This window comes from Verrucomicrobiota bacterium (assembly GCA_016200005.1).
Classification (GTDB): Bacteria; Verrucomicrobiota; Verrucomicrobiia; order Limisphaerales; family PALSA-1396; genus PALSA-1396.
The window spans coordinates 181729-200403 of sequence record JACQFP010000026.1 but is presented as its reverse complement, the minus strand read 5'-3'; the positions used below and the strand labels follow the sequence as shown (position 1 = coordinate 200403).

13 protein-coding genes are annotated in these 18675 nt (G+C 57.2%); 8 read left to right on the top strand and 5 right to left on the bottom strand.

Going from position 1 to position 18675, the window contains the following annotated elements:
• Nucleotides 1-30 precede the first annotated feature (30 nt).
• The 8 genes from HY298_10245 to HY298_10210 all read left to right on the top strand — a co-directional run bounded on the left by HY298_10245 (nucleotide 31) and on the right by HY298_10210 (nucleotide 12693).
• Entirely contained in the window at nucleotides 31-2463 is a 2433-nt protein-coding gene (locus HY298_10245) for a DUF1553 domain-containing protein (protein ID MBI3850634.1), read from the top strand.
• Between the two features lie 200 nt (nucleotides 2464-2663).
• Nucleotides 2664-3239, top strand: coding sequence for an isoprenylcysteine carboxylmethyltransferase family protein (locus HY298_10240; protein MBI3850633.1), 576 nt, complete (start codon nucleotides 2664-2666; stop codon nucleotides 3237-3239).
• Nucleotides 3236-4498, top strand: a complete 1263-nt coding sequence (locus HY298_10235; GenBank protein ID MBI3850632.1) for a beta-ketoacyl-[acyl-carrier-protein] synthase family protein — start codon at nucleotides 3236-3238, stop codon at nucleotides 4496-4498. The genes HY298_10240 and HY298_10235 overlap by 4 nt, the downstream gene beginning before the upstream one ends.
• A 47-nt stretch (nucleotides 4499-4545) precedes the next feature.
• Nucleotides 4546-6660, top strand: coding sequence for a hypothetical protein (locus tag HY298_10230; protein MBI3850631.1), 2115 nt, complete (start codon nucleotides 4546-4548; stop codon nucleotides 6658-6660).
• The gene (locus tag HY298_10225; GenBank protein ID MBI3850630.1) at nucleotides 6657-8678 is read left to right on the top strand and encodes a PAS domain-containing protein; all 2022 of its coding nucleotides are present in this window, start codon (nucleotides 6657-6659) and stop codon (nucleotides 8676-8678) included. Before HY298_10230 ends, HY298_10225 begins: the two co-directional genes overlap by 4 nt.
• A 134-nt stretch (nucleotides 8679-8812) precedes the next feature.
• Nucleotides 8813-10045, top strand: coding sequence for an outer membrane protein transport protein (locus HY298_10220; GenBank protein MBI3850629.1), 1233 nt, complete (start codon nucleotides 8813-8815; stop codon nucleotides 10043-10045).
• Nucleotides 10011-11297, top strand: a complete 1287-nt coding sequence (locus tag HY298_10215; GenBank protein MBI3850628.1) for a response regulator — start codon at nucleotides 10011-10013, stop codon at nucleotides 11295-11297. The genes HY298_10220 and HY298_10215 overlap by 35 nt, the downstream gene beginning before the upstream one ends.
• A 151-nt stretch (nucleotides 11298-11448) precedes the next feature.
• Nucleotides 11449-12693, top strand: a complete 1245-nt coding sequence (locus tag HY298_10210) for an MFS transporter (GenBank protein ID MBI3850627.1) — start codon at nucleotides 11449-11451, stop codon at nucleotides 12691-12693.
• 142 nt (nucleotides 12694-12835) lie between these two features.
• Here HY298_10210 and HY298_10205 read toward each other — a convergent pair whose 3' ends face one another.
• The 5 genes from HY298_10205 to hydA all read right to left on the bottom strand — a co-directional run bounded on the left by HY298_10205 (nucleotide 12836) and on the right by hydA (nucleotide 18667).
• Nucleotides 12836-14176 carry an aminotransferase class III-fold pyridoxal phosphate-dependent enzyme gene (locus HY298_10205; protein MBI3850626.1) on the bottom strand — a complete coding sequence of 447 codons (1341 nt, stop codon included), beginning with the start codon at nucleotides 14174-14176 and terminating at the stop codon, nucleotides 12836-12838.
• Nucleotides 14177-14190: 14 nt separating this feature from the next.
• Nucleotides 14191-15681 (bottom strand): NCS1 family nucleobase:cation symporter-1, encoded by a 1491-nt coding sequence (locus tag HY298_10200; protein ID MBI3850625.1) that lies wholly within the window; start codon nucleotides 15679-15681, stop codon nucleotides 14191-14193.
• A 115-nt stretch (nucleotides 15682-15796) separates the two neighbouring features.
• A complete protein-coding gene (locus HY298_10195) occupies nucleotides 15797-16504 on the bottom strand; it encodes a DUF933 domain-containing protein (protein MBI3850624.1) in 708 nt (235 codons plus the stop codon).
• A gap of 50 nt (nucleotides 16505-16554) precedes the next feature.
• Nucleotides 16555-17142 (bottom strand): hypothetical protein, encoded by a 588-nt coding sequence (locus HY298_10190; GenBank protein ID MBI3850623.1) that lies wholly within the window; start codon nucleotides 17140-17142, stop codon nucleotides 16555-16557.
• 142 nt (nucleotides 17143-17284) lie between these two features.
• Nucleotides 17285-18667 (bottom strand): dihydropyrimidinase, encoded by a 1383-nt coding sequence (gene hydA / locus HY298_10185; GenBank protein MBI3850622.1) that lies wholly within the window; start codon nucleotides 18665-18667, stop codon nucleotides 17285-17287.
• Between the last annotated feature and the right edge of the window lie 8 nt (nucleotides 18668-18675).

The following is an 18675-nucleotide window of genomic DNA, read 5'->3' as shown; positions in this document are numbered from 1 at the left end:
ACGACGCTCGTCAGGTTGCGTTGGTTGTTGATGGTGGCTCTGGCTGTAGCGGGACACGTTCAAGCCAAAGAGTCCATCATCATTCTCCCCGCCCAATTCAAACTGAGCGGTGCGGCCGCTCAGCAAACACTCTTGGTGGAACAATTTCGTGACAATCGTTATGTGGGACAGGTTACGAACGACCTCACTTTCAGTTCGAGTGACACCAATGTTGTGTCCGTCAAGGATGACGTGGCGTTGCCCGTACGAAACGGTGTCGCTACGATTCGAGTCAGGGCGGGCGGGCAAACCGTCTTGGCGCAGGTGACAGTGGAGAACATGGAGAAACCGTTTGAGTGGAGCTTCCGAAATCACGTGCAGCCGGTGCTGGCCAAGGCGGGGTGCAGCGCGGGTGCGTGTCACGGTGCGGCCGCTGGACAAAACGGCTTCAAACTTTCCCTGCGCGGTTTCGATGATGAGGGTGATTTTCTGGCGCTCACTCATCAGGCGTTGGGGAGGCGCATTGTTCCCAGTGATCCGGGTCGCAGCTTGATGCTGCTGAAACCAACCGGCGCCGTCCCGCACAAAGGTGGGAAACGATTTGAAGTTGGCTCGCTCGATTATCGCGTGTTGTCTGAATGGATTGCCGCAGGCACGCCCGGGCCGAAGCCGGACGAAGCGCGCATCGACCATATTGAGATTTTGCCGGAGCATGTTTTTCTCAGTCCCGGCGTGAACCAGAAGTTGAGCGTGCGCGCCTGGTTCAGTGACGGCCGCAGTGAGGATGTCACCCATTGGGTGAAATACTCTTCTGCCAACGCATCGGTATGTGACGTGGACGAGACCGGCAACGTAAAGGTGATTGGGTTTGGCGAGGGAGCAATTACCGGGTGGTATCTCAGCCGCATTGCCATCGCCACGGTTACGGCGCCTTACACCAATCGAATTGCCAACAAAGTTTTCGCCAAGGCCGCCCGGCGAAATTTCATCGATGAGTTGGTGCTCGAAAAACTAAGAAGCTTGAGCCTGCCGCCGTCGCCGCGTTGCAGTGATTCGGAATTCATTCGCCGCGCCTTTCTGGATACGATCGGCATTCTGCCGTCGGCCCAGGAGACGCGCAGGTTTCTGGCGGACAAATCCTCGAAGAAGCGCGACGCGCTCATTGAGTCGCTGTCGCGAAGGCCGGAGTTTGTCGATTACTGGACTTACAAATGGTCGGACTTGCTTCTGGTCAGCAGCAAGCAACTCCGGCCCGCCGCGATGTGGTCCTATTACAACTGGATTCGCAACAACGTGGCGGCGAACACGCCGTGGGACAAGTTCGCGCGCGAATTGATCACCGCGCAAGGCAGCACACTGGAGAACGGCGCGGGAAATTTTTACGTGTTGCACGATGACCCGCGCGCGATGGCGGAAACGACGACGCAGGCGTTTCTGGGCATGTCGATCAATTGCGCCAAATGCCATAACCATCCGATGGAAAAGTGGACCAACAAACAGTACTACCAGATGGCCAATCTTTTTGCGCGCGTTCGGGCCAAGAGCGGGGTTGCGGATGGCGACAATTTTATATTTGCCGCGAATTCTGGCGATCTCGTTCAACCCTTGACGGGCCGTCCGCAACCACCCGCGCCGCTCGACGGCAAACCGCTTGGATTGGACGACCCAAACGACCGGCGGGTCGCACTGGCGGACTGGTTGACGTCGCGGGACAACCCGTATTTCAGCCGCGCGATTGCCAATCGCATCTGGGCGAATTTCATGGGCGTGGGTCTGGTGGAAAAGGTCGATGATCTGCGCGTCACGAATCCGGCCAGCAACGAAAAGCTCCTCTCCGCCCTGGCGCGGCATCTGGCGGACCGGAAGTTCGATCTCAAGTCACTGATGCGCGCCATCCTGCAATCGGAGGCTTATCAACGAAGCAGCATCGCGTTGCCGGAGAACGCGGCCGATGCGCGCTTCTACTCGCGTTATTACCCGCGGCGCTTGATGGCCGAGGTGGCGCTGGATGCGATTTCACAGGTGACCGACGTGCCGACGCAGTTCACGGTGGACCGGCGCAATCAGAAACAGGAGGGCGAGAAATACCCGTTCGGATTTCGCGCGCTCCAATTGCCCGATACCCAGACGGATTCCTTTTTCTTGAAATCCTTTGGCCGACCTGATCGCGAAAAAACTTGCGAGTGCGAGCGGACCGCCGAACCGAGTGTGACGCAGGTGCTCCACCTTTCCAATGGCGACACGATCAACCAGAAACTTGAAGCGAAGCAGAATCGAATCGCCCGCTTGCTCGCCAACCACACGCCACTGGCTGGCATTATTGAGGAAGCCTATCTGAGCACCGTGTCGCGGTTTCCGACGGATGCGGAAAAAACCCGGATTGCAACAATCATCGCGGACGCAGAAGTATCCAACCCGCGCACCGGCGTCGAGGATTTGTATTGGGCGATACTGAGCAGCAAAGAATTTTTGTTTAATCATTAAGCAGCGTAACCCAACCGGTGGGCGCAGAGGGTGGAGCTGACCGAGGCGGGCGGGGAAGTCCGACGAGACAATTGGCGCGCTAAAGAGATTTCTTGGCTTCAGCGGCTACCACAACTATTGGTGGTTGATTCAAGTCAATCACCCCAAATATTGTGGTTGCGACTTTTTCTCGAATAGCCTTATGTTGACGCACAAATGCTATGTTGACACTGAAAGTGCTGGTCCCCATAGCCTCGGTTGTCTCGATTTATCTGTTCCGGATGGTGGAACTGAAGAAGAAAAGGAAGACCATCGCTGGACCGGTGAAGGAGAGCTTGACGCTTCGATTGTTCATGCTGGCGGGCACGGTAATGCTGTTGGGTTCTATCACGGAATTTCTTGCGCGCGGACAGCAGGCGTATTGGGTGACCTTTGTGGCAGGTTGGATTTGTGCGGTGTTTTCGTTTGTGCTCCGTCGCCGCGCGATCACCGCGCTCGGAAAATTCTGGAGCCTGCACGTGGAAATCCGGGAGAACCATGAATTTGTGCAGTCCGGGCCGTTCCGCTGGGTGCGGCATCCGACCTATTTTTCGATGATGCTGGAATTGCTTTCGGCTAGTTTGATCTTGCAGGCCTATATGACGCTGGCAGTGGTCACGGTCATTTTTGTGCCGGCACTCCTGCTGCGACTGAAACTGGAAGAGGCGGCGTTGGTGGAAAAATTCGGTGCAACTTATCGGGAGTACCAGCTCCGCACGCCGGCGCTCTTTCCGTACAAATGGCCGCGAATGAAATGAGCCTCAACCACACTCAACGACGCGTCGTCATCACGGGCATGGGCGTGATCGCGCCCAATGGCAGCAGCCTCGAAACTTTTTGGGAGAGCATTTGTGAGGGCAACAGTGCAGCCAGACGGTTGACCCGGTTTGATCCGGGCGATATGCCCAACAAGATTTGCGCGGAGATCCAGGATTTCGATGGGGGGGTGTATATGAAGGCGAAGAAATCGCACCGGTTGGATCTTTCAACGCAATATGGCATAGCGGCTTCGATTCTGGCCGTAAGAGATGCCGCCGTCGATTTTGAGAAGTTGGATCAGGAACGGCTTGGGGTTGTGGAAGGCATTTCACTGGGAGGAACAGAAACGACGATCAAGGGACAGGAGTCGCTCACCAAGAAAAGCTATCGGGCCATCAATGCTTTCTCACTCATCAACGGTTATACTGGCAGTGGCAGTGGAGAAATCGCGCTGGAACTGGGCATCCGAGGTCACGCGATTACTTACTGTTCCGGGAGCGCCTCCAGCAATGATGCCATTGGCTACGCCTTCAACATGATCCAGCAGGATGAGGTGGATATCATGGTCGCTGGCGGAACGGAGGCGCCGATGCTGCCCGCACTCTGGGCCGTCTTTTGCGTGACGGGGGTGATGACCTGCCGGAACGACAAACCACAGCAGGCCATGCGACCATTTGATCGCAACCGGGACGGATTTTTGCTGGGTGAAGGGGCGGCGTTTCTCGTCCTGGAAGAACTCTCGCATGCGATTGCGCGCGGTGCAAAAATCTATGCGGAGGTGGCAGGCCACGGCCGGAGTTGTGAAGCCTACCATTCAGTGGCACCCCATCCCGACGGTGTTGGAACGTATCGGGCCATGGAAAAAGCGCTGCGCCGGGCGCGAATGGACGTCTCAGAAATTGACTACATAAACGCCCACGGTACGGCAACCGAGAGCAACGATCTGGTGGAAACCAAAGCCATCAAGCATCTGTTCGGCGATCACGCCCGACGACTCGCGGTCAGTTCCACCAAGCCAGTCACTGGCCATTTGCTGGGCGCCGCTGGCGCCATCGAAACAGTCATCTGTGCGCTCGCCTTGAAGCATCAAGAGATTCCGCCCACCATAAACTTGACCGAGCCGGCTGAAGGTTGTGATCTGGATTACGTGCTCAAGCGCTCACGGCCTTACCCGATCAGGGCCGCGATGAATCTGAACAGCGGTTTCGGTGGCAAAAACTCCTGTTTGATCCTTAGAGCATTTCCGGCACGCGCATGAAGTTCGCGGAATTAATTCCTCTGATCGCCGCGGTTGTTAATCTAGGCTTGACCCTTTTTGTATTCAGCCAGCGGCTCCGTTCGACGTTGAGCTGGGTTTATATTATTTGGGGCGTGTCTTTAGCGGTCTGGAACACGGGTACTTTTTTTATGTTTCGAGTTTCGGATCCGCAGGATGCTCTTTTTTGGGCCAGGTTTTTACAGTTCGGCGTAATCTTTTTGCCGATCAGCCTGGCTCATCTCTGTTGGCTCATTGCGCAGATTCCCGTCAGAAGATTCATGCCCTGGCTTTACGGCCTGCACGTTCTTTTCGCATTGAGCAATTTCACGAGTCTTTTCGTGAGCGACGTGCGTTGGGCTGGTTACGCTTATTATGCGAAAGCTGGCCCCGTGTTTTGGATATTTGTCTGCACCTACAACGTTCCCATCATGGCGATGGTCTCCCTGTATCATAAGCGAAAAAATCTCCCTTCGTTGCACCAGACGCGGCTGACCTTCATGATCATTGCTGTGGCCGCATTGATCGTTTTTGGGACGAACGACACGTTGCCGATCTTAGGGTTCAACCGCTATCCATTCATTCATAAGGACATCTTCCCGTGTGGCAGCGCGGCTGCAATTTTTTACGGAATTCTCGTGGGTTATAGCGTGTTGCAACATCAGTTGCTTGATATTCACGTCACTTTGGGTCGGTTGGCCGCCCAGTCGGTACGATTGCTATTTGTTTTGCTTCTCGGCTTTAGTTTATTGTTCATCGCTTCACAATTGCCGGGCCTGGACTTCAAGTATCCCACCTTCATTGGTTCCCTTGCGGTTTTCTTCATCACGATTGTTTTGGCCGCATATTTTTTCCCGCGCTTCTTTGGCAAGGGTGAAGAGCGTTTGGAGCGGCGAATTCTTGGCGACCGATTTGAATATCACGACAAGATCAATGGATTCATCCAATCGGTGCCTTGGTATTCGGATACGACGCTTTTGCTCGATGACCTGCATGATTTGCTGGTGTTGACGATGAGAATGCGAAGTTACCAGATTATTTTGTTGGATGAGACCGCGCGCGCCTTTTCTCTGCTGCGCTCGTTTCCGGAACAATCGCCGGGACCGGTGCAAGACCTGCAACGCGATGCTCCCGTCTTCCAGTTCTTTTACATCACCAAAGCCGATTACCTGACCTTGAACCCGGCGTTCTCGAACCCCGGCAGCCCCGCCTTGGTGAAAGCCGCGCAACAGCAGTTAAAACGATTTGAACCGGAATTCTGTTTTCCATTTTTCTCCGAGGAAGACCCCATCGGATTGTTGTTAATCGGACAAAAGACCAGCGGCGAACCTTACACGCCGCATGATCTGCACCTGCTGACTTCACTGGTGAAGAATCTGAACTTGATCATCAACCAGATCCGGCTCAAACAAAAGGTACTGATTTCCGAGGAAATGGAACTGCTGGGGCGCATGTCGCGGGGGATGGCGCATGATTTGAACAACCTGATCACGCCGGTCTGGACTTTTTTGCAACTGACAAATGAAAGCCCGCTAAAGGACGAGAGTACCACCGAGTTGCTGCCCGCCGTGACCCGCAACGTCGAAGCGATCCGGCAATACGTCAAGGAATCCCTTTTTTATTCCAATACGATGACGCCCCACTTCATGCCCGGCCGGCTGGACTTGACGATCCTTAAGGCGGTTGAACTGGTGCAGCCCCAACTGAAAAAGAAAGGGATCACGATCGACTGCCAGGACTTGCCGCCGGTGGAAGTGGAAATGGACGCTGTTCTCATTCAACGCCTGCTTTGCAATCTGTATGTGAACGCCTGCGATGCCTCACCGGTCGGGGCGACGATTCAGACGCGCATCCAGAGTCTGGCCAAAACGGAAGTGGGCCGTAATTGGTTTCGCGTGCAGATCATCGACCCGGGCGAAGGCATCAGCCGCGAGCACCTGCGGCTGATCTTCCGACCGTACTTCACCACCAAGGATCGCGGGGGGGAACAGCGCGGCTTTGGATTGGGCTTGGCCATCTGCCGCAAGATTGTCCACTTGCACGGCGGAAATCTAAACATTGCCAGCGAAGAAAATAAAGGCACTACTGTCCTGGTGGATTTGCCAAGCCGCCAGCATCACAAACCCGCCGGGAAACCCGGCCGGGCGGTCGTACCATCATCATGAGAACTTTGCTCGTATTGGCGCCACAACCGGGATTGGCGGAGGCCCTGCGGGCCGTGCTCAACCCGGAACACTATCGCATCGTGCACCAATCCGAAGTGCGCGAGGCCGACCTGTTGCGCAGTCACGGTCGGGTGGATGGCTGCGTGATGGAAGCGGAGTTGACGAGCATCCGTCCCATTCGCATCATTGAAACGTTGCGCCGCTGTTTGCCGGAATGCCCGATCGTGGTTTACGCGGATGACAGGCAATGGGAATGGGAAGAGGAGGCTTATCTGCTGGGCGTGGCGCAAGTGCTGGCCAAGCCGGTACGGGCGCGACTGATCAATTCCTTTTTGGACCGGCTTTGGCCAGCCAACGGACACGTGCTGGAGCGATCCGCCGCGTCCCGTCAGCTCCACGAGCCGAAGCCGTCGAAGCCCAGCGAGCCGGATCGGGAACCCCAAAAGGCCCTGGAAGCGCTGCGCGATTTTTCCACGGTGCTGACCCACAGCCTTTGCGCCGAGGCGCTCTTGAAACAATTTCTGCTGCTGTTGCGGGAAATCATCGGTGTGAATCGGGCCGCCATTTTTCTGCGTCAACAACCTGGTGAACTGAGTCATAAAAACGAAGGGGAAGATTCGCACCGGCTGCGGCTGGCCTGCGCCATTGGTTTGCCTTTGGATTTGCTGGAGCATTTTGCGTTGTCGCTCAACGCGGGGGTGGGCGGATGCGTTTCCCGGCAGGGACGCATTTTGCGACGCGAGGCGCCGGCGGTTCAGGAGGACCCGCAAATGCGCCAGGAGTTTGAGTTGCTGGGGGCGGAGGTGGCGTTGCCCATCCTGGACCGTGAATCCATCATGGGCGTGGCCTTTTTTGACAGTCGCGTCACCGGCGAGGCGTTGACCAACGAGGAACTGGCGCTGATTTTTTATCTGCTGGAGGGGCTGGGGATGGCCATCAAGAACATCTGGTTGCACGACCAGCTCAGCGCGAATCACACCATGATGGGGGACATCCTCCGTCAATTCAACTCCGGTTGCATCGTCGTGGCGAAGGATTTGTCGATCCTCCACGCCAACCACGTCGCGCGCGATGCTTTTGCCCGACCGGGGCGCGGCGCCGCGCCGCTGGAATTCAGCGACCTGCCCCAGGCCCTCGGCAGCAAAGTGTTTGAAGTGCTGAAAACCGGCGTGGCGCTCACGCCCTTCAAATACCGACCGCCAACAGGCGGGGAGCGCGTTTATCAGATCACCATTTCGCCTTTTCAAAAACAAGATCGGGGCGTGCCGGATGCCGCGCTCCTGCTGGTGGAGGATTACACCCAGACGGAGCGGCTGCAGCGGCTCGAAATCGAAGCCGGCAATTTGCGGATGATCAAAACCATGGGTGAGCGGCTGGCCCACGAAGTGGGCAATGCGGTGGTCCCACTTTCGACGCATCAGCAGTTGTTTGCTGAAAAATATGACGACCCGGAATTTCGCGCGTCGTTGAGTACTGCGTTGACCGAAGGGGTGAAGCGCATTTCCCGGCTCGGTCAGCAAATGTTGTTTCTTGCGCAAGACCGGACGGGGTTGACGGACCCCATCGCCGTCTCCCAGTTGATTGAGGATGCATTTCGTGAGGCGCAAAAGCATCATCAGGAACAAACCGTCTATCTTCAATATGAAACGGGCGGCCAGTCGTTCACGCTCACCGGGGATCGCGCTGGCCTGAAACATGCGCTGGCCGAAGTGATGTTGAACGCCGTGCAGGCCAATCCGCCGATGCCCAAGGTGAAAGTCAGCACGCACGCGGACACCGACGTGGACGGCACGCGCTGGGTGCACATTGAAATCCAGGACAGCGGGAGCGGTTTCACACCGGAAGCCGCCCGCAAAGTCCCGCAGCCCTTCTTTACCACGCGCAATGTCGGGTTGGGGCTGGGGCTGGCCGTCAGCCGCAAAATCATCGAAACCAATCGCGGCAAACTTAAGATTGCGGATCCGCGCGCGGGACAATCCGGCCTTGTGACGATTTCCCTGCCGCTGTCAACCTCTTGATTGGATTCGAGCGGGGTGACGAGGTGGAGGGGCGCATGGGGCGCCGGGATTGAAGGGTCAGAGAATTGTGCTTGTGAGAAGGGGAGTTTCTTGCGAAAAGACCTAAACGGCAAAAATAAGACGGGCACTGCACCATGAAAATTAAAGCGTCGTTATGCTCTTCACTGGCGTTGGCACTGGCGATTCTTTCGCCCGTTCGGGGGTTGGCTCTCGGCATTCGCATCGCGGATCAAGACCCGGCCGCCACGGCGCGCGGCAACGCGTTTGCGGCGACGGCGGATAATCCCTCCGCCATTTACTACAACCCGGCGGGCATCACCCAGCTCGAAGGCAACAATGCGAGTTTCGGCGTGTACGGTATTTTGTTGAACTCCGACTACCGTGGCAATGGTGTCTCGCAGAGCACGAAGGATGAAATCCAGGGCGTGCCGCAGTTCTATTACACCCTTGCGCTGGAGAAATGTCCCATCTCGATCGGATTGGGATTTTATTCCCCGTATGGTCTTTCGTTGGAATGGCCGGACAAATCTCCGTTCCGCACGCTGGCCACCAAGGGCAACATCACTTACCTGACCTTGAATCCGGTTGTGGCCTGGCGCATTCACCCCACGCTCTCCATCGCCGCTGGTCCCACGCTCAACTATGCGGACACCGATCTGCGGCGGGGAATCATTCCGTTTCCCCTGAACCCGGGCGATCAATTCCGGTTTCACGGGGACGACACGGACCTGGGCTTCAATGCCGGGATTCTATGGAAACCCATTGAAATACTTTCCTTCGGCGCGAATTACCGCAGCGAAACGACCATGGATTTCAGCGGCCGCTCCTCAACCAAAGGCGCGGATGCCTTCGGCGTTCCTTCCGGCTCACAGGCTGCGAGTGCCCGGTTTCCGTTCCCGCAAAATATTGTCGCGGGCGTATCGTTCCGCCCAACGCCGAAATGGAACCTCGAATTTGACGTGGACTGGACGGACTGGGATCGGCTCAACACCGTGAAATTGAAACAGAAATTTTCCGGCACGCTGCCGCTGACCTTCGACTGGCAGTCCAGCATTTTCTACGAATGGGGTGTCACCCGTTATTTTGAGAAGGGTTGGCACGCCAGTGCCGGTTACATCTTCAGCGAGAACAGCGTGCCCGACAAAAATTTCAATCCGATCGTCCCCGACTCCAACCGCCACATTTTCAGCCTGGGCGTGGGCCGCAAATACGAACATTGGCGCTGGGATGCCGCCTACCAACTGGCCTATGGTCCGGAACGCAACGTCACGGGCAGCACGCCCAACTTCCTGACCGGCGAATCGGCCGATGGTCGTTACGAGTTTATCAGTCATGCGCTCACCTTCTCCATCGGATACCACTTCTAAATCGTCGGACCTGCCCGCGAAACGCACCTTGCTGATCGTGGACGACGAGGAAGGCCCGCGGCAATCGCTCCGCGTGGTGTTCAAGGACGATTACCACCTGCTGATCGCCAATGATGGCAACACCGCGATGGATATGGTGAAGCAAAACAAGGTCGATGCGGTCGTCAGCGACATCCGCATGTTTGGCATGTCCGGCGTGGAGTTGTTGGGCCACCTCAAAGCCATTGATCAGCACATCGAAGTGATCCTGCTGACGGCGTACGAAACGGCCGACACCCTCCGCCAGGCGCTCCGGCTCGGCGCGTGTGATTATCTGAACAAGCCGTTCGACATTGCCGACATCCGCACGGCCGTCGCCAATGCCATGGAACGGCGCTCTCTCTCCGAGCAAATCAGCCGGAACAGCCGCCAATTGCAGGAACTGCAGGCGGAGTTACAGAACCAGAAGATGATGGAGGAAATCACCCGCAGCCGCGGTGAAATTTACGCGAGCATCATTCATGACATCAACGGCCCGCTCACGGTCATTTCCGGCTTCATCCAGTTGATGAACCAGCGCATCGGGACGGCCACGCGACTGGAAGGCGAAGACCTGGACAATATCAAAGACCGGCAGAAAACCATCACCCGCCAGGTCACCAACTGCATCAACATCTCCCGCCGCTATCTCAGCTTCCTGCGTCAGCAGGCCGATGGCAACGCCACGGTCGCCGTCAACCAGATTCTGGCCGATCTCGTCGAGCTGATCGGCGCGCATCCCAGCGTGCAGGACAATCAATTCCAGATCCATCCGCTGCCCCAAGATGTCATCGTGCGCATCAACGGCACCGACTTGATTCAGATTCTGCTCAACCTGATGGTCAACGCTTTCCAAAGCACGCCGAAAAACCATCGGGTGGATTTGCGCAGCCTGGTTCTGTCCGAGCCGCTCGAATTATCCGGCTTCCTCGACGGGCCACATGACCGCCTGACCAATCGGGAGACATTCAAGAACGTGGCACCGCTCTTGTCGCTCTCCGTCTCGGACAACGGGCCGGGGATTCCGCCAGAAATTGTGCCCAAGCTTTTCAATGCTTATTTTACCACCAAAGCGCTCTCCCAAGGTACCGGTCTGGGATTAAACATCGTGCAACGACTGGTCAAGGAAGCTCACGGCGCCATCCACGTGCATACGAAGGTTGGCGAAGGCACCACCTTCACGCTCTATCTTCCAGTTGTTCAAGATTCCGAGTTGCCACCCGCGGGCCTCTGACCGCCGAGTCCACAGGGTGTTTCTTGCACAACGGGAGTTGTCGTAACCCGAAGCGGAGAATTCGTTTTCGTGGACAGCTCCGCATCCAACGACCTGCTCCCGAACGATAGGTTTTGCTCCGGGTTGGGGATGGTGATTGAATTGTCCGCGTATGGTTGCGCAATCCCGGACCGAACTGACTTATCGTTACGAGCGTTGGCGCGCCATCTCGTCCGGTGTTTTGGAAACGGCAGGAACGACGTTCCTGCTGCTGCTGGCGGTGCGTTGGTTTGAAGCGGGACCACTGGCAAAGGCCTTCGTGGCCGGGGGTGGAAGTCTGGGATTGATACTGGCTCCGTGGGTCGTGTCGCGAGTCGAGGCCGCCGGCTGGCCCGTGGCCAAAGCGGCCTCCCGTCTTGCCGCGCTGGGCGCCATCAGTTTTTTTATGATGGCACTGGTGCCATTGCTGCCAGTCTTCGTGGTCGGCTCGGTTCTCGCCATGACCACTGCCTCCGCCGCCATTCCGTTGATGACCCAGATTTACCAGGAAAACTATCCGGAGCACGAACGCGGCCGGCGGTTCTCCCGCACGGTGATGATTCGCATTGCCACCGCAGCCGCTTTCAGCGAACTGGCGGGACGCGCATTGTCCGGACACCTCAATTACTTCCAATGGCTCCTCGTGGTGTTCAGCGGCGCGTTTGCGTTTGCCAGCATTTGTCTGGCGCGTTGTCCTTCGCAGCCGTTGCACGTTTCCGGCGGCACGCACCCGTTCCGAGCGCTGCGTCATGTGCGGGACGACCGATTGTTCCGGCAAACGCTCATTGCCTGGATGTTTTTGGGGTTTGCCACGTTGATGATGGCGCCGTTGCGTGTGGAGTATCTGGCCAATGCTAAATATGGAATGACGCAGCACGGATTGCCGCTCACGGCCGGCAAGATTGCGCTGCTGACGGGCGTCATTCCCAACCTCGCGCGTCTGGTCCTGAGTCCGGTTTGGGGCTGGCTTTTCGATCGCATGAATTTTTTCGTGTTGCGGATCACGTTGAACATTGGATTCGCGCTTGGCATTTTATCCTTCTTCACCAGCGGCACCATGACCGGGCTGGTGGTGGCGGCCATCATCTACGGGATTTCCAACGCGGGCGGCGACGTGGCGTGGAGCCTTTGGGTCACCAAATTCGCGCCGCCCAGGCGCGTGGCGGATTACATGAGCGTGCATACGTTCTTCACCGGTGTGCGCGGTGTGCTGGCACCCCTCGTCGCGTTTCAACTGGTGTCCGGCGTTTCGATGCAAGTCCTGGGTTGGATCAGCGCCGGATTAATTGTCGCTGGCACTTCCATGTTGATTCCCGAAATCAAGTTCGGCAAAGGCGCGAGACAGGCAGCGGCGCTCGTGGAAGAAGTGTCCGAATAAAGCTCCAAACACCAATCTCCAAGCTCCAAAGAAGCTTTAAATTCGAATCACCACAAAGTGCGGCGTCGAACGGACATCTTGAGTTGGAGCCTGAGGCTTGGGGCTTCTCTGGTTGTTGGAGCTTGGAATTTGGAGCTTCAATTCAGAGCTTTGCAAACGCCGCGTCGAATACCTCGACGATGAAATCCGCGTCGGCCGGCGTGATGCACATCGGCGGCGCAAAGCGAATCGTCTGTCCCCACAAACCGCCTTTGCCGAGCAAGAAGCCCATTTCGCGCGCATGTTCAAGCACGGCGGAGCACTCGGCCTTCGCCGGCTCTTTGGTCGTGCGGTCTTTCACCATCTCCACGCCCAGCATCAAGCCCTTGCCACGCACGTCGCCGATGATTTGATATTTCGCCTTCAATTTCTCCAAACCATCCTTGATGCGCGTGCCTTGCTTGAGGGAGTTCTCCTGCAACTTTTCCTTCTCGATAACTTCGAGCACGGCTTTGCCGATCGCGGTGACGACCGGATTTCCTCCGAACGTGTTGAAGTGAACTTTGCCCGTGAGCGACTGCGCAATCTTCGCCGTGGTGACGACGGCCGCGAGCGGACAGCCATTGCCGATGCCCTTCGCCATCGTGACGATGTCGGGTATCACGCCCTGCGTTTCGAAGCCCCAGAAATGCGTGCCCGTGCGGCCAAAGCCCGTTTGCACTTCGTCTGCAATGCAAACGCCGCCCGCCGCGCGGATGTGTTCATACGTGCGCTTGAGATAACCTTGCGGAAACTCGACGAATCCACCGACGCCCTGGATGGATTCCGCGATGAACGCCGCCACCTTACCCGGCGTGGCGTAATCAATCAACGACTTCACGTCGTCCGCATATTTCCTGCCCGCGTCCGCATCATCATAGCCGTACGGCCCGCGATAGGGATACGGCGCGATGGCGTGATGCACGCCGAAGCTGTGCGGCACGTTGTATTTCCACGTGCTGTGTGCCGTGACGGCCATGCCCGACGCATTGCCGCCGTGATACGCATTGCGCAACGCAATGACGTCGTAGTTGCCTGTGTAAGCGCGCGCCATGAGCAGCGCCAGATCGTTCGCCTCTGAACCGGAATTCACGAAGTAACACAGCTTGAGATCGCTGGGCAGTTTTGACGCGAGCTTTTCCGCAAACGCGCCGACGTTTGGATGCAGATAAATTGTCGTTGAGTGTTGCAGCGTTTCGTTCTGCTTCGTCGCCGCCGCCACCACGTGCGGATGGCAATGCCCGACACTGATGGTGACGATGCCGCCGAGGCCGTCGAGATAACGCTTGCCCTGGTCGTCCCAGATGTATTGCATCTTGCCCTCGACGAGCATGAGCGGCTGTTTGTAGTAGAGGAAGATGCCCGGGTTCAGAAATTGTTTCCGTTGTGCCAGAACTTCGGCAGCGGACGGGCCGGTGTATTTTTGTGGCTTGTGATTCGTAGGAGGCAGGGTTGGCGTTTTCATTTGGTGTAATCAGGTCAAGCTCTCGGCGCCAGTTTGCGCAACGCGAGGTAAAGTGTAAATGCCAACGTGAACCCGATGAACCATGCGTAGTCGAACAAGCTCACGAGAAATGGGGAGAGGCGCGCCGGGTCGAGCCGATGCACTTTCACCAGAAAACCTGGCAGACTGGGCAACACCGCGACGACAAACGCGATAATCGCCACGTAGCTAAATCCATTCGTGAAACGGTACTCGCCATCAGACTTGTAAAGCGCGGCGAGATTCAGTTTCCGGCGGCGGTAAACGAAATAGTCGGCGATGAGAATTCCTCCGACCGGGCCGAGCAGCGCGCCATACCCACCCAGCCATTGAAAGATGTAGCTGTCCGGGTTCGCGAGCAGTTTCCAAGGCATCATCAAGATGCCAAGCACGCCGGTGATGAAACCGCCGGTCCGGAAGGAGATTTTCCTCGGCGCGAGATGAGAGAAATCATTCGCCGGGCTGACGACATTGGCGGCGATGTTCGTCGCCAGCGTGGCGAGGCATAACGCGAACATCGCAAACACCAGCAACGTGCGGTTCTCGAAATGCGTCAGCACGTCCACTGGATCCCAAATTGTCTTGCCGAAGATGATCGTGGTCGCCGATGTAACCGCGACGCCGATGAACGAATACAATGCCATTGTCAGCGGCAAACCGAGCGCTTGGCCGATGACCTGGTCGCGCTGCGTCTTCGCGTAGCGCGAGAAATCGGGGATGTTCAGCGAGAGTGTCGCCCAAAACCCAACCATGCCAGTCAGCGCCGGGAAAAAATATTTCCAGAATTCCCCGGCCTTCGGCTGGCCGGGATCGAATTGCGACGGTTGCGACAGAATCGGCCCGAATCCGCCGGCTTTGCGATACGCCCAAAACAGGAACAGCAGTCCGAGCGCGATGAGCAACGGCGCCTTGATGTTCAGCAACCAGCGGATGGTGTCGATGCCGCGGTAGATGACCCACATGTTGACGCCCCAAAAGAACAGGAAGCAAAAGAATTGTCCTCCGGTGATGCCAAGCCAGTTCGACGCCGGTTCGGGATGCAGCTTGAAAATCGTGACGCAGATTTTGTAAATCGCTTCGCCGCCAATCCAGGTTTGAATGCCGAACCAGCCGCACGCCACGAGCGCCCGCAACAGCGCCGGGATGTTCGCGCCCAGCGTTCCGAACGACGCGCGGCAATAAACCGGAAACGGAATTCCGTAAAGCGTTCCCGCGTGCGCATTGAGCACCATCGGGATGAGCACGATGACATTGCCAAGAAATATCGTGAGGATGGCTTGTGACCAGTTCATTCCGCCACTGATAAGTCCCGACGCGAGCATGTAAGTGGGGATGCACGCCGACATGGAAATCCACAGCGCGGCGAAGCTTAACATGCCCCACTTTCGCCGCGATTGCGGCACGGGCGCGAGGTCGGCATTGAAGAGCGTGCTTTGCTTGAGTTCGTCCAACTGGCTTTCCGTGAGGCCAGCTTCGATTGGGTTCATACGGGCGGAATTAAGCCACGAATGAACACGGGTTGACACGGATAAAAAACACTGGCTGAGACGAGTTTCAAAAATTGCCTCGAAGTTGTTCCAAGTTGGATGGAAGTGACGGCGGCTACTTGTTGAACCTGAAATTTGTCACGTCGTAATCCTGCATGATGTAGTTCTTTGTTTCGAGTCGCAGCTTGTTCGCGCGTTTGGCCTGCGTCTCACCGCCAGCCTGAACAAAATCGTCGAAGCTGATGATCTCGGCGCGAATGAATCCTTTCTGCAGGTCGGAGTGGATCGAGCCGGCAGCTTCCCACGCGCTCATGCCTTGACGAATCGGCCAGGCGCGATTCTCTTTGCCGCCGACGGTCAGAAAGCTGATATAGCCGCTCTCGCGAAACGCGCGCAAAATCAATTTGTCCGGTTCAGCCGACTCATCGAGTTCGGCCACGATGATCGGTTTGTTGGTCGAAAAACTGTGCGCGGCGATGGCCTGCAACTCCTCCGGTTTCAGTCCGCTGCTAAAAACAGACTTCTCGTTCTCCAGCAGGCTTTTGACTTTGGTTAGCACCGACTTTTCTGGTTCCGCCGGGTCGCGGCTCAAGCGCGTCTCCACAAACTCCAAGTCCTGAAGGATCAGGTCCACGTGTCCTTCGCGCGACGCGAGCACGGCGTCGGCGGTCAAGGCGTCCTCCGCGCCAACGACGTCCACCTGCGCGTAAGTTTTCTTGTCGGCTTCGACCAGCTTGTCCGCCTGATCCAGCCGCGGGTCTTTGACGTTGTGCTTGCCGGGTTTTATTTCCGGGAGTCCGACGACGGAGAATTTGATTGGCATAGATCAACAGCAGTTTGAATTCGGTGAGGATAGCGAATCGCCACGGCTCATCATCCCTCTGGTGTGTCCAACAGGTTTTGCAGCCGAACTGCCAATTCGGAAGGCAGTCGGCTGACCCAGTTGGCATCAACCAATCCAACCTCGATGAGATCGCGCAAGTGAGTGCGGTCTTTGTCACGAAATGCCGTGAGCTTCATTCGGACCAGCGCGTCAAGAGTCACCAGACGAAAGGTTTCCGTGGCTTCGGACTCGGTAATATCCGGCGACGGCGCGAGCGATTCGGGCCGGACTTTTTCCGCGGCAAAAACGACGTGAACGGAGTCGCGCGCCTTCGCGTTCGGGCCGTCCAAAAACATATCGATGCCCTTGACGTGCCGATGGAAAAAACCGGCCTTGGCCATCGCAGCGATTGCCGCCGGCAAATCGGAGCGACGCAGAAGAATGTCAACATCCTGGGTATTGCGCACTGCCGCCTCGTCCACCCGAGAAACCCACGCGGCGACGGCGTTGCCGCCGGCCAGCGCGTAAGGCACGCCTGCCGCTTCAAGGGCAGCTACGGTCCGGCGTAATCGTTCGCGAACTCTTTCCACAGCTCGAATCATTCTTTCCCACGAAACCTCGCCGACGGCGGTTTGCATGGAAATAGATTAGCTACAAACGGGTTGATGGCCAACACCTGAAATTCCAGTCGGTTCATCAAGAATTCGTAGCAGCCGAGGTAACGAGGCTCAAATTGAAAGCGAAAGAGATCAGAGCCTCCTCACGTCGGCTGCTACGAATTCAAAAATGATTTGGCTTGCGCTGGAGGAATTTCCCGTGGCCAAGCTTGCCGACGAATTTGCCGTCGCGCACGGCGACTTGCCCGCGCACGGTGACGACGCTGGGGCGGCCCTCTATCTTCCAACCTTCAAACGCGCTGTAGTCCACGTTCATGTGCTGCGTCTTGGCGGAGATTTTGCCGCGATAGTCCGGGTCGAACACCACGAGGTCGGCGTCCGCGCCGGGTTGGATCGTGCCTTTGCGCGGGAACAGGTCGAACGTCTTCGCGACCTGCGTGCTGGCGACGTTCACGAACGTGTGCAGGTCAATCTTCCCCGCCTTCACGCCGTAGGTGTAAAGCAGGTTGATGCGTTCTTCGAGCGACGGGATGCCGTTGGGGATTTTCGTGAAGTCGTCCTTGCCCATCGGCTTCTGCGTTTTGAAATCAAACGGGCAGTGGTCGGTGGCGACGGTTTGCACGAGACCGTCGCGCAAACCGTTCCAGAGAATTTCCTGATTCCGCTTGTCGCGCAGCGGCGGGGACATGACGAATTTCGCGCCCTCGAACTTCGGCAACTCCGCGTAGGTTTTGTCGAGCGTGAGATACTGGATGAGCGTCTCGACCGTGACGCGCACGCCACGTTGCCGCGCGGCGATGGCTTGGTCGAGCGCTTCCTTGCAACTCAGGTGGACGATGTAAGTCGCCGCGCCGGTGAGTTCGGCGAAGGTCATCAAGTGGTGCACGCCCTCAGCCTCGACGGCGGGCGGACGGCTCTCGTGATGCTGGCCGGGATCGGTCTTGCCTGCGGCGAGCAATTCCTTCGAGCGCTCGGCCACGAGCGTTTCGTTTTCGCAATGCGCGGTAACGATGACGCCAAGTTCCTTCGCCAGCTTGAGCGTGCGGTAAAGCTCCGTATCGTCCACGCCGAACGCCCCTTTGTAGGCGAGGAAGATTTTGAACGAGCTGATGCCGCGCTTCACGATCTCGCGCAGTTGCTTGTCGGACTTGTCATCGAACTTCGTCACGCCCATGTGGAACGAGAAATCGCACGCGGACTTGCCGACGGCCTGGCTCATCCACAACTCAAAGCTCTCCAGCGCATCGTCCTTGCGCGACGGGCAGCACATTTCGATGAGCGTCGTCGTTCCGCCGACGAGCGCGGCCTGGCTGCCGGTCACGTAATCGTCCTTCGAGAACGTGCCCATGAACGGCAGGTAAATGTGGACGTGCGGGTCAATGAAGCCGGGGAAAACGAACTTGCCTTTCGCATCAATCACCTCCGCGCCGCGCGGCGGCTGAATGTCTGGACACATAGCTCTGATGGTTTCGCCGTCGCAAAAGATATCGGTGACGTATCGTTCGCTGGCCGTGACGATTTCACCGTTCTTGATGAGGAGCGACATAGGCTTTG